General features: G+C 70.7%; 20 protein-coding genes. 12 read left to right on the top strand and 8 right to left on the bottom strand.

Translation table 11 applies throughout. The features are described from left to right. Window positions 1-12: 12 nt before the first annotated feature. Both AB0L64_RS33940 and AB0L64_RS33945 read right to left on the bottom strand, forming a co-directional pair. On the bottom strand, window positions 13-2,781 hold the full coding sequence (locus AB0L64_RS33940; RefSeq protein ID WP_363716912.1) for a cation-translocating P-type ATPase: 2,769 nt from the start codon (window positions 2,779-2,781) through the stop codon (window positions 13-15). 49 nt (window positions 2,782-2,830) lie between these two features. Next, a complete protein-coding gene (locus AB0L64_RS33945; protein ID WP_363716914.1) occupies window positions 2,831-4,333 on the bottom strand; it encodes a DUF2252 domain-containing protein in 1,503 nt (500 codons plus the stop codon). Window positions 4,334-4,543: 210 nt separating this feature from the next. On the opposite strand from AB0L64_RS33945, the gene AB0L64_RS33950 reads away from it, so the two are divergent. Together AB0L64_RS33950 and AB0L64_RS33955 are read left to right on the top strand one after the other, a co-directional pair. Next, a complete protein-coding gene (locus AB0L64_RS33950) occupies window positions 4,544-5,824 on the top strand; it encodes a diacylglycerol kinase family protein (protein WP_363716916.1) in 1,281 nt (426 codons plus the stop codon). Continuing rightward, window positions 5,821-6,468, top strand: a complete 648-nt coding sequence (locus AB0L64_RS33955) for a phosphatase PAP2 family protein (protein ID WP_363716919.1) — start codon at window positions 5,821-5,823, stop codon at window positions 6,466-6,468. Before AB0L64_RS33950 ends, AB0L64_RS33955 begins: the two co-directional genes overlap by 4 nt. On the opposite strand, the gene AB0L64_RS33960 is transcribed toward AB0L64_RS33955, so the two are convergent. Further along, window positions 6,412-7,719 (bottom strand): cation:proton antiporter, encoded by a 1,308-nt coding sequence (locus tag AB0L64_RS33960; RefSeq protein WP_363716921.1) that lies wholly within the window; start codon window positions 7,717-7,719, stop codon window positions 6,412-6,414. The two genes, AB0L64_RS33955 and AB0L64_RS33960, sit on opposite strands and share 57 nt — an antisense overlap. A gap of 129 nt (window positions 7,720-7,848) precedes the next feature. Here AB0L64_RS33960 and AB0L64_RS33965 point away from each other — a divergent pair, with 129 nt between their 5' ends. Further along, window positions 7,849-8,259 carry a hypothetical protein gene (locus AB0L64_RS33965; protein ID WP_363716923.1) on the top strand — a complete coding sequence of 137 codons (411 nt, stop codon included), beginning with the start codon at window positions 7,849-7,851 and terminating at the stop codon, window positions 8,257-8,259. A gap of 16 nt (window positions 8,260-8,275) precedes the next feature. Here the strand turns inward: AB0L64_RS33965 and AB0L64_RS33970 are convergent, their stop codons facing one another. Then, window positions 8,276-8,884 carry a hypothetical protein gene (locus tag AB0L64_RS33970; protein ID WP_363716925.1) on the bottom strand — a complete coding sequence of 203 codons (609 nt, stop codon included), beginning with the start codon at window positions 8,882-8,884 and terminating at the stop codon, window positions 8,276-8,278. A gap of 10 nt (window positions 8,885-8,894) precedes the next feature. Beyond that, the gene (locus AB0L64_RS33975; RefSeq protein WP_363716927.1) at window positions 8,895-10,127 is read right to left on the bottom strand and encodes an AI-2E family transporter; all 1,233 of its coding nucleotides are present in this window, start codon (window positions 10,125-10,127) and stop codon (window positions 8,895-8,897) included. 197 nt (window positions 10,128-10,324) lie between these two features. Here AB0L64_RS33975 and AB0L64_RS33980 point away from each other — a divergent pair, with 197 nt between their 5' ends. From AB0L64_RS33980 to AB0L64_RS33990, 3 genes are all read left to right on the top strand, one after another. Beyond that, window positions 10,325-10,840, top strand: coding sequence for a hypothetical protein (locus AB0L64_RS33980; protein WP_363716929.1), 516 nt, complete (start codon window positions 10,325-10,327; stop codon window positions 10,838-10,840). A 105-nt stretch (window positions 10,841-10,945) separates the two neighbouring features. Continuing rightward, the gene (locus AB0L64_RS33985; protein WP_363716932.1) at window positions 10,946-11,353 is read left to right on the top strand and encodes a hypothetical protein; all 408 of its coding nucleotides are present in this window, start codon (window positions 10,946-10,948) and stop codon (window positions 11,351-11,353) included. 48 nt (window positions 11,354-11,401) lie between these two features. Then, the gene (locus AB0L64_RS33990) at window positions 11,402-12,976 is read left to right on the top strand and encodes a phospholipase D-like domain-containing protein (RefSeq protein ID WP_363716934.1); all 1,575 of its coding nucleotides are present in this window, start codon (window positions 11,402-11,404) and stop codon (window positions 12,974-12,976) included. A gap of 16 nt (window positions 12,977-12,992) precedes the next feature. On the opposite strand, the gene AB0L64_RS33995 is transcribed toward AB0L64_RS33990, so the two are convergent. After that, complete coding sequence (locus AB0L64_RS33995; RefSeq protein ID WP_363716936.1) at window positions 12,993-15,602, bottom strand: LuxR C-terminal-related transcriptional regulator; 2,610 nt, start codon at window positions 15,600-15,602, stop codon at window positions 12,993-12,995. 270 nt (window positions 15,603-15,872) lie between these two features. On the opposite strand from AB0L64_RS33995, the gene AB0L64_RS34000 reads away from it, so the two are divergent. The 5 genes from AB0L64_RS34000 to AB0L64_RS34020 all read left to right on the top strand — a co-directional run bounded on the left by AB0L64_RS34000 (window position 15,873) and on the right by AB0L64_RS34020 (window position 18,881). Continuing rightward, window positions 15,873-16,139, top strand: coding sequence for a hypothetical protein (locus AB0L64_RS34000; protein WP_359925523.1), 267 nt, complete (start codon window positions 15,873-15,875; stop codon window positions 16,137-16,139). Continuing rightward, complete coding sequence (locus AB0L64_RS34005) at window positions 16,126-16,392, top strand: hypothetical protein (protein ID WP_363716938.1); 267 nt, start codon at window positions 16,126-16,128, stop codon at window positions 16,390-16,392. The genes AB0L64_RS34000 and AB0L64_RS34005 overlap by 14 nt, the downstream gene beginning before the upstream one ends. Before the next feature lie 79 nt (window positions 16,393-16,471). Beyond that, complete coding sequence (locus tag AB0L64_RS34010; protein ID WP_363716940.1) at window positions 16,472-16,927, top strand: DUF6325 family protein; 456 nt, start codon at window positions 16,472-16,474, stop codon at window positions 16,925-16,927. Window positions 16,928-16,937: 10 nt separating this feature from the next. Beyond that, window positions 16,938-17,249 (top strand): SHOCT domain-containing protein, encoded by a 312-nt coding sequence (locus AB0L64_RS34015; protein ID WP_363716942.1) that lies wholly within the window; start codon window positions 16,938-16,940, stop codon window positions 17,247-17,249. 42 nt (window positions 17,250-17,291) lie between these two features. Beyond that, window positions 17,292-18,881, top strand: a complete 1,590-nt coding sequence (locus AB0L64_RS34020; protein WP_363716944.1) for an MFS transporter — start codon at window positions 17,292-17,294, stop codon at window positions 18,879-18,881. 7 nt (window positions 18,882-18,888) lie between these two features. Here the strand turns inward: AB0L64_RS34020 and AB0L64_RS34025 are convergent, their stop codons facing one another. Continuing rightward, the gene (locus AB0L64_RS34025) at window positions 18,889-19,425 is read right to left on the bottom strand and encodes a potassium channel family protein (RefSeq protein ID WP_363716946.1); all 537 of its coding nucleotides are present in this window, start codon (window positions 19,423-19,425) and stop codon (window positions 18,889-18,891) included. A 139-nt stretch (window positions 19,426-19,564) separates the two neighbouring features. Between AB0L64_RS34025 and AB0L64_RS34030 the strand changes: the two genes are divergently transcribed. After that, window positions 19,565-21,061: a DUF2252 domain-containing protein gene (locus tag AB0L64_RS34030; protein ID WP_363716948.1), complete on the top strand. Its 1,497-nt coding sequence runs from the start codon at window positions 19,565-19,567 to the stop codon at window positions 21,059-21,061. Here AB0L64_RS34030 and AB0L64_RS34035 read toward each other — a convergent pair. Beyond that, window positions 21,012-23,180: a phage holin family protein gene (locus AB0L64_RS34035; RefSeq protein WP_363716950.1), complete on the bottom strand. Its 2,169-nt coding sequence runs from the start codon at window positions 23,178-23,180 to the stop codon at window positions 21,012-21,014. The genes AB0L64_RS34030 and AB0L64_RS34035 overlap by 50 nt on opposite strands. Window positions 23,181-23,277: the final 97 nt, after the last annotated feature.

Raw genomic sequence — 23,277 nt, forward strand, 5'->3', positions numbered from 1 at the left:
CTCCCCCTACCTTCAGCCGGCCTGCTGCCGGACGCGAGCCGGAGCGACGGCGTCCTCCGGGCGGAGCCGCACCGGCGTCCGTCGCTTGCGCCGGGTGACCAGCTTGTCCGCCTCGACGGCGATCGGAAGCAGGGCGGCCAGGCCGAAACAGGTGAGCCACTGGCGCGGGCTGAGCTCGACGGTCAGCAGACCGGACTGCAACGTCGGCAGTTCGCTGGCCAGGAACAACAACACGATGGGGATCACCGCGATCGCCGCCGCCTTCACGATCGGCGGGGTCAGACCGCTGGCCGGGGCGCGCCGGTTGACCACCGAGTTGAACGCGGTCCCCACGCCCATCACCACGAAGGTCATCGTCATCGACACCGTGCCCTGTGTCGCACTCGGATCGTCCGGCCCCGCGACCAGCGGCGCCAAGGCGGCCAGGAAGAGCACGAACGCGTAACCGACCCACCGGATCACCGCGTTCCGGTTCGTGATCGGTACGGCGGGGTCGCGCGGCGGACGGCGCATGACCTCGGGATCACCGGGATCGATCGCGATCACCACGACACCGACGGCGGTGGCGAAGAACAGCAGGAACAGCACCATCGACGGCGTCATCGCCACACCGTCGTTGATGTCGAACGCGGTCGCGGCCAGGAAGAGCAGCACGAGCGAGAGCAGTTGCGTCATCTGGTACCGGACGTACGAGACGACCTTGTCGTAGACGCGCCGGCCGATCTCCACCGCGTGCACGAGCGTCCCGAAGTTGTCGTCGGTGAGCACCATCCGCGCGGCCTGTTTGGTGACCTCGCTGCCGCTGCCCATCGCCACCCCGATGTCGGCCTGCTTGAGCGCGGCCGCGTCGTTGACCGCGTCACCGGTCATCGCGACGATCATGCCCTGCTCCTGCATGGCCCGGGCCAGGCGCAGCTTGTCCTGCGGGGTGACCCGCCCGAACACGTGCAGCTCGGGCAGTCGCTGCTTCAGCTGCTCGTCGGTCAGCGCCGCCAGTTCCTGGCCGCTGATCGCGCCCGGCCCCAGGCCCAGCTGCTCGCCGATCGCCTGGGCGGTGACCGCGTGGTCGCCGGTGATCATCCGGACGTCGATGCCGGCCGCGAGCGCCGTACGGACCGCGCTCTTCGCCTCCACCCGGAGCGGGTCGATGATGCCGGCCATCCCGACGAACGACAGCCCGGTGGTCAGCGCCATCGGATCCGCGGTCATCGTCGCCAGCTCGTCGTCGCCGACCAGGCGGGCCGCGAACGCGAGCACCCGCAGGCCCTGCCGCCCCATCCGCAGGTTGGCCTCGTCGATGCCGGGCCGCCCGTCGGCGATCGGGATCTGCGAGCCGCTGAGCGGTCCGCCGACCTGGCTGCAGCGGGCCACCACGACGTCCGGCGCGCCCTTGACCAGCTCGATGACGTGCTCGGCGCCGTCGACGGTCACCCGGTGGAACGTCGCCATGAACTTGTACTCGGAGTCGAACGGGACCTCGGCCAGCCGCGGGTACCGACGCCGGGTCTCCTCCGCGTCGACGCCGAGCTTGGCGGCCAGGACGACCAGCGCCGCCTCGGTCGGGTCGCCGATCACCGAACCGTCGTCGCCGACGACCGCGTCGCTGTCGAGGGCCAGCCCGAGACCGAGCCGCGTGAAGTCGGGAACGGGGACGCCGGCCGCCGACCGGATCGCGCCGCTCATCCGGTAGCCCTGGCCGTCGACGGTGAACCAGGAACCGCCGGCGTACAACGTCGAGACCATCATCTGGTTCAGCGTCAGCGTCCCGGTCTTGTCGGTGTTGATCGCGTTCGTCGCACCGAGGGTCTCGACGTCGGTCAGGTTCTTCACCACGGCCTTCGCGTCGGCCAGCTGCCGGGCGCCGAGCGAGAGCAGGCCCGAGACGAACGCCGGCATGCCGGTCGGGATCGCCGAGATCGCCATCGCGGTCCCGAGCAGCAGCAGGTCCTTGCCCGGTATCCCGCGGATCAGGCCGACCACCACGATGATCGCGACCGCTCCCCAGGCGATGATTCCGAGCACCTTCGTCAGGGAGTCCAGCTCCCGCTGCAGCGGTGACCGCGTCCGCGTCACGGATGTGAGCATCGTCGCGATCCGGCCCATCTGCGTCTGCAGGCCGGTGGCGGTGACCACCACCGTGCCGGTTCCCCGGGTGACCGACGTCCCCTGGAACAGCATGTCGGTCTGGTCGCCCAGGCCGACGTCGGAGCTGTCCAGCGCGTTGGCGTCCTTGGCGATCGGCGCGCTCTCACCGGTCAGCGCAGCCTCCTGCGCCTCCAGCGTTGCCGACTGCACGATGCGTCCGTCCGCGGGCACGATGTCACCGGCCTCGACCTGGACGATGTCGCCCGGAACGACCTCGGTGGCGGGGATCATCGCCGGCTCGCCGTCGCGGACCACCCGCGCCTGCGGGACCTGCAAGGTGGCGAGAGCGTTCACGCTCGCCCGCGCCGTCAACTCCTGGCGGGTGCCGAGACCGACGTTCAGCACGATCAGCAGGGCGACGATGATGCCGGTCGACAGCTCGCCGATCAGCAGGCTGACGACCACGACTCCGATCAGCATGATGTTCATCGGGTCGCGCAACTGCTGGCCCGCGACGGCCCAGACCGAGGGCGGCTTCTCGGCCGGGATCTCGTTGGGGCCGTACGACGAGAGCCGTTGGGCCGCCTCGGTCGCGGACAGCCCCGACCCGGTGTCGGATCCCGCCGCCGCGACCACCGCGTCCGGCGGCAGCGCGTACGGCGCCGTCTCGCCCCCGGTCGCTGAGGGTACTGCCATACCGATCTCACCCACGGTGCTGTCCTCTCCTCGGGGCGACGGGCCGGCCTCAAACCTGTTGCAGAGCGTCGATCCGGTTCGAGCTGATGGCCTTGGCGAAGTCCGCGAAGTCCTGGTCGTTCTGGGTCGCGTAACGTTCGGAGAAGTCGGTGATCGCGTTGTCGAAGCTGTCGTCCTCGCCGAGGTAGGCGGAGATGGCGACCGGGTCGCCGGACCGTGCGTGCGCCCGGGCCAGTGTCCATCCGCACGTGCGGCCGTAGAAGGCGAGTTCCGCGGGCTTCAGCATCTCCACGAGCGCCGAGCCCTTCATGTCGCGCAACTGGCGCCAGTAGTAGTACCGGCCGGGCTCCACTCCTTCGGACCAGCCCAGAAAGATGTCGCTGCTGGCCTGCATCAGGCGTTGCCCGTGCACGACCCGCTCGCCCGACTGCGCGAATTCGCTCTTCGGCAACGGTCCTTCGAGCACCGACTGGGTGGCCTCCTTGACCTGCAGGAACAGCGGATCGTCGCGGTCGCGGCCCTGCAGCAGGACGATGAACGCCCGGGTTCCGACGCTGCCGACACCGACGACCTTGCGGGCCCAGTCGATGACCTCGAAGCGCTCCAGAAGGCGCCGCAGCTCGGGGCGGAGGCTGGCGCGGTAGCCGGTGAACAGATTGATCACGACCTCCTCGAAGTCGGCGGGTTCCCGGCCGTACACCACGTGCAGCTCGCGGGCGGGGACGATCACCGGCGGGGCGCTGACGATCCGGTAGCGGCCGTCGACCTCCTCGCTGAGCTTGGACAGGGCCTGGTCGCTGTTGCGGGAATGTGCCTTCAGCGCGTTCTTCTGGAAGCGCTTCTGGGCCTCCTTCACCTGCTTCTGCGTCATCCCGGTGATGCCCTCGTCCTCGCCGGTCTTCTTCTGCTTGCCCTTCTTGCCATCTTTGCCGGACCCTTTGGCCCGGCCGCTGGCCGCGAAGAACGCGTCCACCGACTCCTTGATCTGGTCCTCGGCCAGGTGCGCGTACCAGACGTCGAGGGTTCGCATCCCGGCGAACTGGGCCATCGCCTCCCGGTAGGAGGTGACACAGCCTTTCGTGATCGCCTGCGCGTCCGGCGTCGAGCAGCCGTTGTTCTGCGCCGCCACCATGAAGCTCGCGGCCAGCCGTTCGACGTCGTACTCGAACGGCCCCGGCAGCGTCTCGTCGAAGTCGTTGATGTCGAACACCAGGTTGCGCTCGGGCGAGGCGAAGACGCCGAAGTTCGACAGATGGGCGTCACCGCACAACTGGACCTGGAGACCGGACGTCGGTGTCGCGGCGAGGTCGACCGCCATGATCTTGGCGGCGCCGCGGTAGAACGTGAACGGCGACGCCATCATCCGGCCGTGCCGGACCGGGACCAGGTCCGCGTCCCGGCGGAGGTTCTGTTCCTCGATGAGCGAGACCGGGTCGGGCCGGTCCGCGGCCGGCCGCCAGCCTGCGTGGCTGTCCGGCGGCACATGCGTGCGAGCCTCGAGTCCCTGGGCCTGCCGCTCCTGCAATGTCAGATGGTGCACCTTGGTGGGCATGGCCGGCCGCCCCTCTCCTCGTCGCCGGTGCGGCTCGCCGGACGAGCCGGACACGCGGCCCTGCGATCCGCGTACGGCGCCGACGATTCAGCACAACCCGCGCCCTCGCATCACCCCTGATGGACGAGCGGGCCAGGCGGCCGTTTCCGGGACGGATTCATCCTGGGTGTGGGATGCCGCCGCGGGCCCCGTGGGTGTGACGTGGTCACCATGAGGCGACGGGTGGCGGCGGTGGTGGCGCTGTTGGCCGGGACGGCGACTGCCGTTCTCGGTGTGATTGTCGCGGTCAAGGAGTTCCCGCGGGGGCTTGCCGTCGTAGCCTGCCTGGTGATCGCGGTCTTGGCCGCCTGGTACGGCGCGCTGCGGCGCGGCGTCGCCCGCGTGGCCGGGCTGTACATCGCCGGGATCGCGGCCGCCGGTGCGATCGTCCTGATCGCGGTGGGCGGCAAGTTCGGCGTCGACCTGCTCGTCCTGGCCGGTGTCCTGCTGACACTGGCCGCGACCCGCGCCGCCTTCCTCGCCCGCGCGGAGCTGCCGCGGGCTGTCGCTCCGCAGCGGGCGGTGCTGTTCTACAACCCGCGTTCCGGCGGCGGCAAGGCGGAGCGGTTCGCGCTCGCCGAGGAAGCGCGCCGCCGCGGCATCGAGCCGATCGAGCTCAAGCCCGGGGAGGACCTCGAGACCCTGGTCCGCGATGCGGTGGCACGGGGGGCCGACGGGCTCGCGATGGCCGGCGGCGACGGCTCGCAGGCGATCGTCGCGGCGATCGCTGCCGAGCACTCGTTGCCGTACGCCTGCGTGCCCGCCGGCACCCGCAACCACTTCGCCCTCGACCTCGGGGTCGACCGGGACGACGTCGTCGGCGCCCTGGACGCATTCGTCGACGGCGGTCAACGGTGGGTCGATCTTGCCGAGGTCAACGGCAGGGTGTTCGTCAACAACGTGTCGCTCGGCCTGTACGCCGAAGCCGTCCAGCGCAGCGGTTACCGGGAGGCCAAGCTCCGCACGCTGCTCGACACCGTGCCGGACGCGCTCGGCGCCGGCGGCAGCGAGCTCGACATGCGCTGGACCGGGCCCGGTGGCGACGGACACCGGGGCGGTGTGGCTGTGCTGGTCTCCAACAACCGCTACCGCCTCGGTCGTGCCGTCGGCTCCGGCACGCGGCCGCGCATCGACGACGGTCTGCTCGGCATCACCGTGCTCGGGGCGCCACCGGAGGCCGGCCACCGGCGTGTCCAGCGCCCGTGGCGCGAGTGGTCGGCGCCGACCTTCGAGATCGAGGCCGATCGCCCCCTCCCGGCGGGTATCGACGGGGAGGCCCTCGTCCTCGACGCACCGCTGCGGTTCCGGATCCGGCCCGGAGTCCTCCAGGTACGGATCGCCCACCAGCACCCCGGATCGTCACCGTCGGCGACAGCTCCCGAGGGTCTGCGCGACGGCCTGGCCGAGCTGGTGCGCATCGCGCTCGGCCGGGACCGGAAACCCGCCGGATGACACCGGCCAGGGACCCTGACGAGGGCGGTCGGCTCTTACGCTCGCTGCGGCGTCTCGAGGCCTACGACCACGCGCTGTTCGGGTCGGTGGCGCGACTGTCCGTACCGGTTCTGGACGAGCCGTTGCGGCGGGTGTCCGATTTCGCGAACTTCTCCAAGCCGTGGTTCCTGACGGCGGGCGCCCTCGCCCTGTTCGGCGGTCCGCGGGGACGGCGGGCGGCGGTGACGGGCCTGAGCGCGGTCGGGGCCGCGTCCTTGCTGGTGAACCAGCCGATGAAGCGGATGGCGAGTGAGCGCACGCGTCCCGACCGCGGCGGCCACGGCGTGCCGGTCGAGCGATGGGTTCCGATGCCGTCCTCCGGGTCGTTCCCGTCCGGACACTCCGCGTCGGCAGCAGCCTTCGCCGTCGCCGTCGGCGGGGTTCTGCCCAGACTCCGGCGGCCCCTGCTGGCCGCGGCGTCGGTCGTCGCCTTCTCGCGGGTGTACACCGGCGTGCACTACCCGAGCGACGTTCTGGCCGGCGTCAGCGTCGGTGCGGTGTTCGGGCGATTGGCCGCCCGGATCGCGCTGCGTCGCCGGTCACGGTCGTCAACGCCGGCCCAGCTGACGATGGGCGGGCCGTCGGGACCGCGGGCCCGGGCCTGAGTCGTCGTGCGCTTGCTCGTGCCGGACGTACCACCCGCCCAACGGGCCGGCCGAGACGCCGTGCAGTACGACGCTCATCAGCACGGTGAGGGCCACGGCCGCGATCGCGGGTTGCACCGACCCGGTCGTCCCCAATTCCTCGATCGCGAGCAAGGCGAACACGACCGACGCCAGGCCGCGGGGCCCGAACCAGCCGAGGAACAGAACCGTACGGCCGTCCAGTCCCTTGCCGACCAGGGACGCAGCGACCGGAACGATGCGCACAACGGTCAGGCTGAGGACGGCGTACGCGAGCAGCGGCAGGTCGAAGTTGTCGATCGCGATCGGAACCAGCGCGGCGCCGAACAGGAACCAGACGACGAACGCCAGGATCTCACCGAGCAGCTCGGGCAGCTCGACGACGTCGTCGGCGGCGGCGGTGCCGTCGGTGCCTTCGGTGTCCAGCAACGCCCCGCCCAGGCCCGCCCGGAAGGCGAGGCCGGCCACGAACGCCGCGATGAATCCGTTGCCGCTCAACGTCAGCGCGATCGCGAAACTGCCGAGCGCGGCCGCGAGTGTGGCGAGTCCGCGGGCTTCGGTACTGGTCCAGCGCCGCCGGAGACCGAAGACCAGGAGCTTGGCGCTCCCCCGCCCGATCACCAGACCGACGACCAGGCCGACCGCCAGCTCCAGCAGCGCACCGCCGTCAGCGAGGAACCCTTCCTTCTCGCCGGGTCCCAGTTGCCCGGCGGCAACAGCCAGCGTGAACGTGACGACAGGGGTGACGATGCCGTCGTTCAGTCCGCTCTCCACGTTCAGCGCACGGCGCAGGCGCATCGGTATCCGCCGGTCGTTGATGACCTGTGCACTCAGCGCGGCATCGGTGGGAGCCAGCGTGGCGCCGACGAAGCCTGCGACCGCCCAGGTGAAGTCGTCGAACAGCCAAGCCGCCAGGAGCGAGCCCAGGACGACCGAGAGCGGTAGACCGATGCCGAGCAGGCGCCCGGGCAGGTAGATGTCTTGCCGCAGCCGGGAGAAGTCGACCCGGGCCGCGTCGGCGAACAGCAGCAAGGCCAGCGTGACCTCCGCGACGAGATGGACCGACGGAGCATCGACCTCCACCGTGAGGTGTTTCCAGTCGTGGCTTCCGATCAGGAATCCGGCGACGGTGAAGAACAGCGGACCGGTGATGTTCGCTCTGGCGAGGAGGTCCGAGGTGACCACCCAGGCCAGGACGAGGAGCGCGAGCACCCCGAACATGGCTTCTGTCATGGCCGCGCCTCCGTCGTGAGAATGCCAGGGTCGCCGCGGCCGGCGCCTCATCCCGGCCGGACGATGCGGTGCGAGCGGGACGGCGGGCATCGTCGGGAGGTGAGGACGTGAGACGGAAAGAGGCACGCGATGACGTACGGCGACATGGACTCGCGACAGTCCGTTCCGAGCGCGGCAGTGGGCGGGCTCGCGTTCGCCGCTTCCGTCATGGTCATGGTCGGTTCGTTCTCGGTGGTCGCCGGACTCGCCGCGATCCTCGACGACGACTACCTGGTGGTCAGCCGGCGGTACGCGTTCGACCTCGACACCGTCGCCTGGGGCTGGATCCACCTGGTCCTGGGGCTGGCGTTCGTCGCCGTCGGCGTCGGTCTGTTCGCCAACAAGTCCTGGGCAGGCATGGTCGCGATCGTCCTGGCCGGGCTGATCGCGATCGACTACTTCTTCTTCATTCCTTTCCAGCCGGTGTGGTCGCTGGTGGTCATCGCGCTCTGCGCATGGGTGATCTGGGCACTGACCCGGGCACGCCAAGAAGAGTCCTGAACCGGCGCTCCGGCCGTCACGGCCGGTGCACGACCGTCCGGTACCGGTGCGGCCAGCGCGGCCGGGCGAGGAGCGCGCTCACCGAGAACTCGCGCAACTGATAGTGCTGTGCGGGCTCGTCCGGGAGCACGTCGACCGCGCCGAAGGTGATGTCCTCGATGCTCAGCCGACGACCTCGACCGAGCGTGTCGTGATAGCCGACCAGCCGGCCGTCCACGCGCAGGAAGGTCTTGCCGCTGGTGTGCCAGTCGAGCCGCAGCTCCGCGAAGCGCGTGCCAGGATTCGCCAGCTGGCCCAGGTCGTGCCGGACCTGGTGCAGCCGGACGCGGACGAGGGCGCGGCAGGTCGTCAGCGGTTCGAGTCCCAGGTCGAACGCGTCCCCGAGCTGGAGGATCCGCAGCGACGAGCTGACCGTCGGCGCGGGGTACTTGATCCGCAGCCGGCAGCTGAGCCCGACGACATCGCAGAGCGGGGTGTCGAGCAGGTAGTGCAGGCTCCGCGCGGGTCCGATCAGCACGGTGCCGTCGGCCGGATCTGCGGTGGGCGAGCCGGGTGCGAGACTGCCGGGCAGACCCTGACAGGTCGGCAGGATCTCGTCGAACTCGTACGACACCGAACGCGGCATGCTGATCTCCTCATCCGGGTTGTTCCGCGGCGACCTCGCCCGCGGGCAGTTCTGCCGACTCAGTTGCCGCCTCTGTTGCCGGCTCAGGTGCCGGCTCAGATCCCGGCTCGGGCGCCGGGACTTCGTCCTGACGCTGACCGCCGGAGATCAAGCCGCTGAGCCACTGGGTGGAGGGGTCGGCGTCCAGCAGCAGGGCCTTGACCAGCAGCGACAGCGGGATGGCGAGGACGGCGCCGACCGGGCCGAGGATCCAGGCCCAGAAGATCAGTGACAGGAAGGTCAGGGTCGTGGACAGGCCGACCGCGTCGCCGACGACCTTCGGCTGGATGATCGACTGGATGATGAAGTTGACGACGCTGTACCCCACGATCACCCACACGAGCGTCGCCCAGCCCTGCCCGAGCAGGCCCAGCAGCGCGGGCGGCAGCACCCCGATGAAGAAGCCGACGTTCGGGATGTAGTTGGTGATGAACGCGAGCAGGCCCCACAGCCAGGGCAGCGGGATGTCCAGCAGGTAAAGGATCCCGACGTCGAAGACGGCGACGATCAGACCGAAGACGGTGGCGACGACCAGGTAGCGCGTCGTGTCGCGGGCGAAGCCGCCCAAGGCGCCCATGACGTCCGGCCGGCTCTGGGCCGCCTCCCGCATCCGATCCGCGAACGGAGCCGCGTCGATGGCCATGAAGAACAGCACGACGATGACGAACCCCAGACCCGAGACGACCCCGAGCAGGCTGGACAGCCAGCCCTGCAGGACGTCGAAGAACTGCCGCAGGTCGATCTTCTGCAGGGCGGCCTGGATCTGGTCGGCGCCCACGCCGCGGTCCGCGAGCCAGCTGCGGACGTCGTCGACGATCTCGGTGAACTTGTCCTCGTAGGTCGGCAGCAGGCTCGCCAGCTTGGCGACCGAGAAGGCCAGCGCGGCGGCCACGCCGAGCAGGATCGCGTTCACGACCACGAGGCCGATCAGCGCGGACAGCCAGCGCTTGACCCCGTGCCGGACGAGCAGCCGGCGCAGCGGGCTCACGGCGATCGTCAGGACGAGCGCGAGGAAGGTGGGACCGATGATGTGCGAGAAACCACGCAGGCCGACGGCCGTCAGTACGGCGCCCGCGGTCCCGGCCAGGACGACGACCCCGCGCGGAAGCGCCCAGCTGGGAGTGGTCGGCTGCGCTGCCGCCCCCACACCCGGATCAACCGCCGGAGTCCGGTCGGCGGCGGACTCGCTGGAGCCTGCGGTCATCGTCGCAACCCCCTCTCGCCGACTCCCCCGGGCTCCGAACATCGCCCAGATCGTGCTGACCAGCATCACCCTCACCGGATGAACCTCCCCGCGGAAACGGACCGGTCATCCGGGCAGGGTGAGGAGTCCGCCGAGGTCCCTGCCGGAGACTTCCCTCGATTCCCGGCACGGTTCTGCGGCCCTGCGGAGGAGGCGGGATGGGCGACGAGTCGACGGTCGACGCCGCCGGTGCGAGCCGGCGGGAACCGCCCGACGCTGCCGGGGCGGTCTACGGTTCCTTGCTCGCGGCGTCGGTCGTGGCCGGGACAGGTCCGGGCCAGCAGCCGCCGCATCCGGGACAGCTGATCGTCCTCCTGCTCGCCACCGGCGTGGTGTTCTGGCTGGCCCATGTCTATGCGCAGCTGGCCGCGGAGCACTCGACCCAGGCCATCCCGCCACTGCTCAGGATCCGCGCGGCCGCGCGGCGGGAGTGGCCGCTCGTGCAGGCCGCCGTACCGCCCGCGGCGGCGGCGGGCATCGGGGCGCTCGTCGGCCTGACGGACTCCGAAGCCGCCTGGCTGGCGCTCGCGGTGGCGGTGGGATCCCAGCTGGGATGGGCGCTGTACGTCGCCGCCAGAGGAGGCGCCACCTGGGCCCGTCTGATCGCGGCGGGGGTGGTCAATCTCTTGCTCGGCCTGGCGATCGTCGTGCTGAAGGCCGCCCTGTCGCACTGAGCGCGGACGTCGTCCGCCACGGGTGACGCGCGGCGGTCGGTGCGGACCTACTGTCGACGCGTTCCCGACGTCCGTCGGGGGTCGAGCAGGAGGATGTGAACGCAGATGACCGAGAACCGCACCATCGCGTCACCGCCGGAGTCGGGCTGGGCGAAGGGCGCCGTCGTCTTCGCCGCCGTGGTCATCGTGGTGATCGGCGCGTTCCACGTGATCACCGGCCTGTCCGCGATCTTGAACGACGAGTACTTCGTCCAGGTCCGGGGCTACGTCTTCGACCTGGACCTGACGGCCTGGGGATGGATCTACCTGATCTTCGGGCTGGCCATGGTCGCGACCGCCGTCGGTCTGTTCCGCCGGGCCGGCTGGGCGGAGTGGGTCGCGCTGTTCCTGGTCATGCTGAGTGCGCTGAACAACTTCTTCTTCATTCCGTACCAGCCGTTCTGGGCGCTGCTGCTGATCGGTCTGGACGTGTGGGTGATCTGGGCGCTGACGCGCTCCCGCGCGGACGCGTAGGTGACGGCCGGACCGCCTCGTCGGCATCCGGCGCAGCGAGGATGAACGATGACCGACCAGACCGCCGGGACGTGGTTCCTCAGTCCGGACGAGCGCGGGAATCCCGGTACGGACATCGACCGGATGGGCGACGTGGACGGGTCCTGGGTGGAGGGCAACCTGGTCCGGCCGCTGATCCACGGCGCGACCTACTTCCGCAGGCTGTACGAGGAGCTGTGCGCGCTGCGGGCCGGTGACCGGGTGTACTTCACCGACTGGCGGGGCGACGCGGACGAGAAGCTGCTGCCCGACGGCCCGACCATCGGCGCCGTGCTGACCGACCTGGCCGGGTCGGGTGTCGAGGTCAGAGGGCTGCTGTGGAGGTCGCACTCGGATCACCTGCGGTTCAGCGCCCGGGAGAACCGGAAGCTGGGGACCAGACTCAACCAGGTCGGCGCCGAGGTCCTCCTCGACCAGCGGGTCCGTTGGCTGGGGTCGCACCACCAGAAGCTGTTCGTCGTCCGGCACGCGGGCCACCCGGAACGCGATCTCGCGTTCGTCGGCGGTATCGACCTGTGCCATCAGCGCCGTGACGACCACGACCACCTGGGCGATCCGCAGCGCGCGCCGATGAACCACAGGTACGGCGATCGCACGCCCTGGCACGACGCGGCGCTGGAGATCCGCGGTCCGGTCGTCGGCGATCTGCTGCGTACGTTCTGCGAGCGCTGGGACGACGGCCATCCGCTCGACCGGCGGACGCCGTACCGGATGATCGTGCAGCGGCTCGCCCGGATGCCGCGGCATCCGAAGCCGCTGCCGGAGTCGTTCCCGGATCCCCCGCCGGCCGGCCCGCACGCCGTCCAGGTGCTGCGGACGTACGGTCACAAGCATCCCGGCTATCCGTTCGCGCCCGAGGGCGAACGCAGCGTCGCTCGCGCGTACGAGAAGGCGTTCGGCCTCGCCCGCGACCTGATCTACGTGGAGGACCAGTACCTGTGGTCCGAGCTCGTCGCGCAGGGGATCCACGACGCCCTGGAGCGGTCACCGGCGCTCCGCGTGATCGTCGTCGTGCCGAGATACCCCGACGCCGACGGCGCCCTCAGCGGGCCGCCGTCCCGGTTCGGCCAGTTGCGTGCCGTGCGCCTGCTGCAGCGGGCCGCGCCCGGACGGGTCGGGGTCTTCGACCTGGAGAACGAGGAGGGCACGCCGATCTACGTCCACTCGAAGATCTGCATCGTCGACGACACATGGTTCACCTGCGGTTCGGACAACTTCAACCGCCGGTCCTGGACCTGCGACAGCGAGCTCACCTGCGCCGTCGTCGACACGACCGGCGCCGACGGGCGGCAACTGGCGCGTAACCTGCGGCTGGAGGTGTGGTCGGAGCACCTCGGCCGGACGCGCGAAAGCCTCGCCGCTCTCGACCCGCCGGCCGCCTTGGACCTGTGGACGCGCACCGCCGCGGCGCTGGACGCCTGGTACGCCGGAGGCTGTCAGGGCGCGCGGCCCGCCGGACAGATCCGCGCGCACCGGACCGAGCCGCTGAGCGGGTTCCAGGCGCTCTGGGCGGAGCCGCTGTACCGCCTGATCTACGACCCGGACGGCCGCCCACATCGGCTGCGCAGGTCGGCGGAGTTCTGACCTGACGGGCCAGGGCCTAGGCATCCGGCCGGGTAGGCAGCAGCCCCATCTCCCATGCTCGTCGGACGGCTTCGTTGCGGCGCGACGCGCCCAGCTTGCGGAGGATGCTCCGGACATGGCTCCGAACCGTGTTCACGGACACGAACATGGTGTCGGCGATCTCCTCCGTGGTCAGCAGCTCGGCGAGGTGCTCGAGCACTTCCTGTTCCTTGCTCGTGAGTGCCGTGGTGATGACCAGGTCGTTCCGGGACGTCCCGCGGCGATCGACGACCCGGTCTCGCCCGCGACGCGACGGTGCACGCAGCCACGCGTGGTGCCGCATCGCGTCACCGGTCGGCTGCAGCAGCTTCCGCAGGACCGGCGGCGCCTCCACGAAGGGCCGGCGCAACAGCTCTGGAGCGGCCAGCCTGAGGGCGCGTTCCAGGCAGAGCCCGCCGCGTGCCGAGTTCCCGGCACGGACCGACTCGGCCGCCTGGACCAGCCAGCCGTCCACCTGGGTCTGGAGGGGTGCGGCACGATCGACGGCCACCGGCGGCTGGGCGGGTGCGCGCTGGCCGGCGTCGACCGCCGCACGCTGCAGCACCAGGAGGGATCCGGCCTGCTCACGACCCGGCGACCGCTCGATCATCCCGACGGCCTCCCCCAGCTGGTGTTGCGTCACCAGGAGCTTCGCCGCGTCGATGATCAGGGCCTGGTCCAGCCAGCCGCCGTGCACACCGAAGTCGGCGCTGGCGGCCCGCAGTTCCGCGGTGGCCAGCTCGACGTCGCCGCTGGCTCGCAGCAGCCTGGCCCGCACCAGCGCGAACGCCGCGGTGACGACCCGGGCGTCGTGGGTCGAGTCGGCGGACTCCTCGGCCCGCTGCACCAGCTCTCCGGCCTCGGCCAGATCGCCCTGGTCGGTGTGCATCCAGGCCTCCGCCACGAGGGTGGCCTGCGGCAGGTCGGGCGAGGTCCCGGCCTCGGCGAGCGCGGTCGCCTGCGCGACGATCTCGCCCGTCCGTCGCAGGCGTCCCCGGATCGCCTCGGCCAGGGCGGCCATACCGAGGAACTCGGTCAGGGCTTCGTGCGCGCCGGTGTCCTCGGCGAGCGCGATGCCGTCGTCGAAGGCCTCGACGGCCGCCGGGAAGTCGCCGCGCTGGAGCAGGATCCGGCCCTTGCATCCGAGGATCAGCAGCCGCGCCTCCGGGTGGAAGACCGCCGGCCTCGACGCCGCCTGAAGCCTGCCTTCAGCGGCCAGGACGACGCCCAGGTCGGCGTCGGTAGCAGCTCCGAGGCTCGCACACACCGCCTGCAGCAGGCTGATGACCAGCTCAGCCGCCTGGCTGCGGATGGACCCATCATCGTCCAGCGAGGTCCGCGCCCGGTCCAGCTCCCGCACGCAACGGCCGACATCGAACTCGGCGAGGCCCAGGATGGCCCTGACGACCGCCGCCTCGGGCCCCTCGAGATCATCGGGAAAGCCCGCGAGCAATACTGTCGCGTGCCGTCGGCGACGCCCGATCAGGAGCGCGGCAGAGTCGGGATCCGCCACCAGATAGCGGGCCGCTTGGGCCCAATCGCCGGCCGTGACGGCATGGTGGACCGCGTCCAGCGGCTGACCGTGCTGGGCGAACCAGGCCGCCGCGGCGCGGTGCAGTGCGGGGACAGCGGCCGGCTGCTCGTACAGCATCTCGGCGCGCAGGAACTCACGGAACAGCGCCTGGTAGCTGTAACCGTCGGCGGTCCGCGGCACGGGCTGGATGAACGAGTTGCCGCGCGCGAGGAACTGCAGCGAGCGGAGGTCGCAACGGGACCCCGTCAGCGCCTCGGCCAGTCCGGGCCGGATCACGTCGACGAGGCTGGTCCGGAGCAGGAACTGCCGCAGCTCGGCCGGTTGCGAGTCGAGCACCTCGGCCATCAGGTAGGCCGCGACGTTGCCGGTGTCGCCGCGGAACTCGCTGATCACCCGCTCGGGGTCGGACTTTCCGGCCAGGTTCATGGCCGCGAACATGAGGCCGACGGGCCAGCCGTCGGTCCGGGTGTGCAGGTCGGCGACCTGCTCCTCGGTCAGGTCCAGGTTGAACTCGCGCATCAGCGCCCTGGTCTCGTCGAGCGTGAACGCCAGGTCGGTCGCCTGGATCTCGGCGATCGCGTCGGCCAACCGGTACTGGTACAGCGGGATGGGCGGGTCGTACCGGGTCAGCAGAACCACCCGGAAGCGTCCGGCGTAGCCGCGAATGAGGCGGTCGAGGCTCTTACCGTACTCCGGCGTGATCATCAGGTCCCCGCAGTCCACGACGAGCACCAGCACCTGCCGGTCGTCGCGACGCAACAACTGGTGGACGGAGTTCAGGACGTCGGCGGGTTCACCGTCGGCGGGCAGCGTGACCCGCCGGATCAGGGCCGGGCCCCGATAGAGCTCCGCCCACGACTCGACCAGGATCGTCTTGCCGAAACCGGCCGGTGCGCTGATCAGGGTCAGCGGCCGCTGGACCGCCAGGTCCAGCCGGTCGACTAGTCGCTGCCTCGGCACCATCCCGGGCATGATCGCCGGGGCTTCGATCGCGGATCCGAGACGACGCTCGAACGGCGCGTCGGGCGACGCGCGGCGACTGCCGCCCGTCCTCGCAGACTGCTCACTCGGCATGATCCCTCCCGGTGACGTGCTGGCGCGCCGAACGGTGGGAGGGACTGCCTGAGGGGTCTTACGTTCTCGACGAAACCACCAATACGCCCATAAAACCAGCGTTTTGCGTCCGATCGCCGCATCTTCGTAACACCGGCCGGCCACTGGCGCGGCGGCACGCGCCCGCCCGGGAGCTCGCGTCGCCCCGGGCAGTTCACCCCACAGGGGTGACGCCGCGGCATCGGACCTTTGCGAGCGTCGAACGCACAGGTGGCGAACGGAGTGGTTTCGATGGGCGAGGCGACGTACGAGGTCCGTGTGGCCGACGCAGTCCCCGAACAGGATCTCCGAGACATGCGCGCGGTGACGGTCGCGATCGACCAGGTGAACACCATCGTCTACAGCATCCCGAGCCAGGCGGCGCTCTACGGCTTGCTCGCGAGGCTCCGGTCCCTGGGCATCGAAGTCATCGAGGTACGGCGCGTGCTCGACCCGGCGTCACCGTCGACGGAGTGGACGGATCTCGACCAACGGAGCGAAGACGATGACACCACGTGAGCACCACGGCCCGTCGTACCAGGTGGTCCTCCAGGGCAACCTGAGGCCCGCCACGCTGGCGTTCTGCGCCGGCCCGCAGGCCGGCCACCGGACAGCGGGCGCGTTCCGGCTGCGGGTGCGCGACGACCAGGGCATCGCCGACCTGGTCGCCCGGCTGCAGGGCGCGGGCCTGGTGATCCTGAGCATCCGCCAGTTGACCCCGGCGGAGGTCGCCGCCGCACCCCGCGCACCGGAGTTCATCCCGCGGGGGTGATGCCGCCACCACGGGCCCACGGCAGTGTGGGCCGCACAGGACGCCGGGGGCGCACGCCCCTTGGGAGGGATGGAGAGCCATGTCGGATGCAGACGTTCACGGACCCATCGACTACGTGCTCCTCGAGTTCACCGGCAACAAGCTGACCGGACGGGCGGCCGAAGAACTGGTGAACCTGGTGGATCGCGGCATCATCCACGTGTACGACGTGATGCTGGTCGGCAAGGACGCCGACGGTTCCCCCTACCTGGTCGACCTGGCCGAGTCCACGGGACCGGCCGGCGGGTTCGCGGACCTCAGCGGCGCCCGGTCGGGAATCCTGGCCGACGACGACCTGGCCGCGGCGGCGGCCGCGATGGACCCGGGCACCTTGGCCGCGCTGATCGTCTACGAGAACACCTGGGCGATCCCGTTCGTCGCGGCGGCGCTGGAGTCGGGCGGCCAGCTGATCGCCGGGGGACGCATCCCGGCCCAGGATGTGATGGAAGTGCTCGACGCCCTGGAAGCGATGGACACCCTGGAACCGTCGAGTTGAGGAGCCTGACATGCCGGGACTGTTACGAGGAATAGCGAGGACCGCCGTCGTTGCGGGCACCGCGTCAGCGGTGCACGGCCGGGTGCAGCGGCGTCAGGATGCGAAGTTCGCCCAGCGTGACGCCGAGACGGCGGCCACCCGCAACCAGGCGTACGAGGAGCAGATGGCGCCACCGCCGCCGGCGCCCGCACCGGCCGCACCGGCCGCATCGGCGACGGAGGACCGGCTGGCGCAGCTCAAGAGCCTGGGCGAACTGAAGCAGTCGGGTGTGCTGACCGACGCCGAGTTCGAGGCGCAGAAGGCGAAGATTCTCGCCGGCTGAAGCCCGCCGCTGGTCGGCGGCCGATCGACAGGAGCGGCACGCATGACCGACGAACCCGGCGCTGTCCCGGCAGGGACGAAGGCGAGCCCGCGACTCAGCATCCTGCTCGCGATGGCGATGTTCGTGCTGGTCGTGGACACCTCGCTGATGAACGTCTCGATCTCCTCGGTGGTCCGGGACCTCGACACGACGGTGAGCGGCGTCCAGTCGGCGATCGCCCTGGAGGCGCTGGTCTCCGCGGCGTTCATCCTGATCGGCAGCAAGGTCGGCGACCTGATCGGCCGCAAGCGCGCGTACCTGCTCGGACTGTGCGGCTACGCGATCGGCGCCTCGGCGATGGCGCTGGCGCAGAGCCTGACCGCGATCATCATCTTCTGGGCTCTGATCGGCGGCATCGGGGCGTCACTGCTGCTGCCCGCCATGCAGTCACTGATCCACGGCAACTTCGAAGGAGCGGCGCAGACCAGGGCGTATGCCTTGGTGGGCGCCGCTGCCGCGCTGGCCGCCGCGGTCGGACCGCTGCTCGGCGGATTCATCACCACATACCTGTCCTGGCGGGTGGCGTTCCTGCTCGAGGTCGTGGTGATCGCGGTCGTGCTGGCCGGCCAGGGCCTCATCCACGACGCGCCGTACACCGGCTCCCGGCGGGTCGACGTCGTCGGCGCCGTGCTGTCGGTCGTGGGGATGGGCGGCATCGTGCTGAGCATCCTGGTCTGGCAGGAGGGCGGCGAGTACGTCGGCCTGATCATGGCCGTCGGCGTCCTCGGACTCGTCTCGTTCGGCTACTGGCTGGTGCGCCGCAAGCGTCGCGGCGAGCCGACGCTCATCGACCCGGTCCTGTTCAGCTCCGCCCCCTTCAAGCTGGGGATCTCCCAGCAGATGCTCCAGCAGATCGCCCTGGGCGGCACCATGATCGTGCTGCCGATCTATCTGCAGATGGTGCTCGAGTACAACGCGATGGCCGCCGGCCTCTCGCTGGCTCCGCTGTCCCTCAGCATGTTCGGGATGGCGATCCTCGCGGAGAAGAAGGCCGGCGGGCGACGTCCGACGGGCATCGTCAGGTGGGGATTCACACTGCTGACCGCGGGCCTGGTGATCCTCCTCCCGATCGTGCCCCGGGCCCAGTCCGGCTGGGCGCTCGCCGGACCGCTGGTGGTCGTCGGAGTGGGTCTGGGACTGCTCGTGTCCCAACTGAACAACTACACGCTGTCTCCGATTTCCCAGGAACGGGTCAGCGAGGCGGCCGGGGTCAACTCGGCGGCCGGCTCGTTCGGCCTGTCCTTCGGGCTGGCGTTCGCCGGCGCCATCATGCTCGCGACCCTGTCGTTCGCGTTCACGAATCTCGCGGAATCCAGCACCGTGCTGCAGCCGGCGCAGCAGCAACAGGTCGCCGACACTCTCGAGCACGACGCCGAGGTGATGAGCAACACCGACCTCGACAAGATGCTCGCTGGTCAGTCTCCCGAGGTTCGTGCGGAGATCGTCGACATCAACACCACCGCACGGCCGCTCGCCCTGCAGGTGGCGCTGGGCATCCCGATCCTCGCCGGAGCCGCCGGGCTGGTGAACTCCTTCCGGATGGCGCGCCTGCAGCCTTCGCCGCCGGCCCAGGACGCCGGCGCGCAGGCCTAGGACCTGATCATTTCCGGCGATCGAGGTTCTGGTTGACCGCGCCGATCAGGACGCGCGCGACCAGACCGACCAGGACCAGGTCACCCAGCATCTGGACCATGGTGGCCACCCGGGCCGGGCCCGAGACGGGCACGATGTCCCCGAAGCCGACGGTCGCGAAGATCGTCACCGTGTAGTACGCGGCATCGAGCCGGCTGAGCCGCTCGGAGAAGCTCGCCGGCTCGATGCGCGCCATCAGGAAGTAGGTGACGGCGAACACCGCGAGGAACAACGGCACCGACGTCGCCAGCGCCCCGATCGCCCGGATCCGGGGGTGGGGCGAACGGGCGATGTCGCGAACTTGCCAGCCCAGCACCAGACCCACGACGGCGAGTCCGGCCACCAGACCGGCCACGGGAACACCGCCGTCGAGGCGCAGGGGCAGCAGGAAGTAGCCGACGACGATCGCCACGGACACCAGGCCGGAACGCAGCAGCGACGCCGCGGCCAGCCGGCGGCGGGCCTTGTGCGGCAGTTGCCTGTAGTCGGTCGCCGCGTCCTTCACGCATCAAGTCAAGCCCGTGCGCGCGACGATTGGTTCATCCGGCGTGGGTGATGCTGCCCGGGCGACCTCCGGTGTTCGGTGGAGGTCGCGGATCCAGCGCCGTGGCACGCGACCCGGCACGACGGAGGGGTGGTGCAACATGAGTGCATCGATGCCGATGGTGCCGGCCCGGGCCGTCATCCGCTCGACCGATTCACCCCGTACCACCCGCGGATCGGCGCCCGTCGTCCGGCGGCTCACGCCCTCCGACCACGCCCGCCTGGGACTCGCCGCACGGACCGCGCTGCCGCCGCGCGAGCAGGCACAACTGGTGCTGCCCTCGCAGCGCCGGGATCCGGTCGCGCTGCTCGAGGAGCAGGCCAGGTCCCGGATTCCGGAGCTCGTGCCGGTCCGGCACGGCCGGATGACGGTGTCGCCCTTCGCCTTCTTGTGCGGCAACGCCGCCGGCATGGCGACCGATCTCGCCGTGGCCCCCGTGTCCGGCCTCGGGGTGCAACTGTGTGGTGACGCCCACCTGGCGAACTTCGGCGTCTTCGGAACGGCCGGACGCCGTCGGCTGCTGTTCGACGTCAACGACTTCGACGAGACCATGGCCGGTCCATGGGAGTGGGACGTCAAGCGCCTCGCCGTGAGTCTCGCGGTCGCGGGCCGGTGCAACGGGTTCGGGCGCAAGGAGCGCCGCAAGTGCGTGCTGGAGGCAGTCCACCGCTACCGCCTCGCCATCGCCGAGTTCGGGACCATGCACGCTCTCGACGTCTGGTACGCCCGCGCGGACGTCGACGACGTCTCCACGATGCTGCGCGCCAAGATGGGCTCGAGCAGGCGCAAGAACAGCGGCCAGGCGCTGCCGAAGGCCCGCGGCAGTGAGAGCCTGAAGTCCTTCGCCAAGCTCATCGAGATGACCGACGACGGGGTCCGGATCAAGGCCGATCCGCCGTTGCTCGTGCCGATCGCCGACTACCTGCCCGATCCCGCCCGCGAGGAGCTCGAGGCCGGGATCAAGGACCTGCTGAACCTGTACCGCCGGTCGCTGCCGACCGAGCGGCGGGTGCTCTTCGACCAGTTCGAGGTCGTCGACCTGGCGCGCACCGTGGTCGGCGTGAGCAGCGTCGGTACGCGGTCCTGGATCGTGCTGCTCCGCGGCCGGGACGACGGCGATCCGCTCCTGCTCCAGGTCAAGGAGGCCGGGCCGTCCGTGCTCAAGGCGAAGGTGCCCACCGCACTCAGGCAGCGGCCCGCGCCCCGCAACGACGGGGAACGGGTGGTGGCCGGGCAACGCCTGATGCAGGTGACCGGCGACATCTTCCTCGGCTGGCGGCGGACCGAGGGCATCGACGGACAGGCCCGCGACTTCTACGTCCGGCAGTTACGGGACATGAAGGGCGCGGCCGTGGTCCACAAGATGGATCCGGCCGGTATGACGATGTACGGCCAGCTGTGCGCCTGGACGCTGGCGCGGGCCCATGCCCGGTCCGGGGACCGGATCGCGTTGGCCACCTACCTGGGCGGCGACGACGCGTTCCCCGAAGCGATGGCCGAGTACGCCGAAGCGTACGCCGACCAGAACGAACGCGACTACCAGGTGTTCATGAACGCGGTCCAGAGCGGTCGGCTCGAGGTCGAGACCGGACTGTAGAGCCGACGTCGGGCGCGACGTCGGCTCGATGGCCGCAGTACCGCAGGATGTCCTTCAGGGCGATGTGCAAGGCGTCGGCTCCGACCACCCGCTCGGCGGGGAACGGCAGGTCCGCGGGAACGGCGACGAGTGCGCGGTCCTGCCAGCCACCGAGCCCGCCGTGGCACCCGACGAGGCCCTCGAACGCGGCGACCTCTTCGGTGCCGGATTCGACCAGGCTGTTGACGTAGATGTCGGGCGCCTCGGGTCGCAGTGCCGCCCGGCGGACGAAAGCTGGGGCGTTGGGTCCGAACGGAGCCAGCGGATCGACGCCGTCCACCCGGCCGTCGTCGAGCCGGTGACTGCCCGCGGCCCCCAGCGCGATCGGTCCGTCGACGGCGTCCAGGACGACGACGAAGCCGACGCCCGGATGCGCGGCCAGTCCCGCCAGCAGCGCCGGATACCGGCGGTCGAGCTGATCCCTGGTCAGCCGCTCCTTGCTGCCGCGCACGTAGACGAGTCCGAGGTTGCCCGACCCGAACACGTGGAACTCCTCGTCGCCCTCGGCCTTGCCCGATCGTTGCCGGTCGCCGGCCTCGACGGCGTCGGCCTCGTCCTGCCCGCGGCGCTGGATGGCCGCGGCGGCGTTGCGCATGGTGCGCCCGCCGACCCCCTTCCCGGTCGCCAGCTCGTCCACCAGGATCCGGGTCCGGCCCCAGCCCTCGACCGGCGCGGACGACACCGCGACGTCCGCTGCGGCCAGGCGGGACACGACGACCGCGAGTTCCTCGCCGTACCTGTCCGCGAAGGGCGTTCCCTGCGCCTGGCCGTGGTCGGACAGGATCACGAAGCGGTATGTCCGCGGTGCCACGGACGCGATCAGCTCGAGCTGGTGCAGGACGCGATCGATCGACTCCAGTGCCTCGAGGCTCTCCGGGCGCAGGATCCCAGCGTGGTGCGCGACCTCGTCGTAGTCCACGTAGTCGACGTAGATCGACCGCGTGCCGCGGAGCATGTGCTGAGCGACGAGTGCGGTGTTGACATCGCGCAGCACCCCGTTGGTGACCGCTCGCAGGGCCGCCGTCGACCAGGAGCGGTGGCAGCGCGGCTGGACCTCCCGCCGGACTCCGCGCCGGGCCTGGAACCGGTCGCGCAGCAGCTCCGAGACCGACCGTGACAGGCCACGGGTCAGACCGCTCGGGCTGGCGACGAACTGGGCGGCGGCGCGCCTGGTGATCTCGCCCCGGCCGGCACGCCGGCTCATGGTCAGTGCCGCCTGCGGCGCGTCACCGGTGAACAGGTTGCCGATACTCACGCCGCCGTCGACGAGCAGTCCGTTCCCGGTGGTCAGGGCGGCCTCGATCACGGCGGCGTCGGCCGGGCGGTTCGCCACCAGGATCCGGTCGCCGGCGCGGTCGTACCAACGGAAGGCGGGGATGCCGTCGATGACACCGTGCAGGATGCCCATCTGACTCGCGGGCGTGGTGGCCGGCAGCTTCGGCGTCCACTCGTACAGCCGATGGCTGCCCGAGCGAAGCCAGCGCGACAGCGTCGGCACCAAACCTGCCGTCACCGCCATCTGCAGGACGGGGAACGGCACACCGTCCACCTGGACGAAGACCACGCCCTGCACCTCGGCGTCGTCCAGCTCGGCCGGGCGGCGACGGCCGGACGCCACCAGCCTCTGGACCAGGCGGTCGTCGGTACCGGCGGTGCTGAGCCAGCCGACGACCGTGCCGACGATGCCGAGGATCCAGGCGGCGAGCAACGCGGACCAGAAGTCGTCGATCCGCACTCCCGGCAGCAGCCACGCGGTGGCGAGAACGATCAACGCCTGCCCGGCGAGTGCCAGCAGCAGGACGCCCGCCCAGCCGAGCCGCACGGCCCCCGCAATGAGCAGCGGCTGCAGCGCGAGCCCCGCGATCCCGAGGACGACGGCGAAACTGAGCGGACCGAGCGGGAGGTCCACATCGAACCCGGGCACGATCGCATCGCACAGCAGGACCGCCAGCGCCGTGGCCACCAGCCACAGCACCGCCGACGCCAGCCAGGAGTACCACCGCCGGTGCCGCGCGCCGTGGGCGAGACGTCCGGCGAGCTCGGATCGCCGGCCCACAGGGGCCGGTGTTGTCTCGGACATGCATCCCATCGCATCGGCTGCGCAGGGTTGTGTCGTCATCCCTGCCGTATGACCACAGGTCGTCGCCGGTCGCGCGCGGCGGCGCCGGCCACCGCGT

The sequence above is a fragment of the Kribbella sp. NPDC051936 genome (assembly GCF_040680955.1).
Lineage (GTDB): Bacteria > Actinomycetota > Actinomycetes > Propionibacteriales > Kribbellaceae > Kribbella.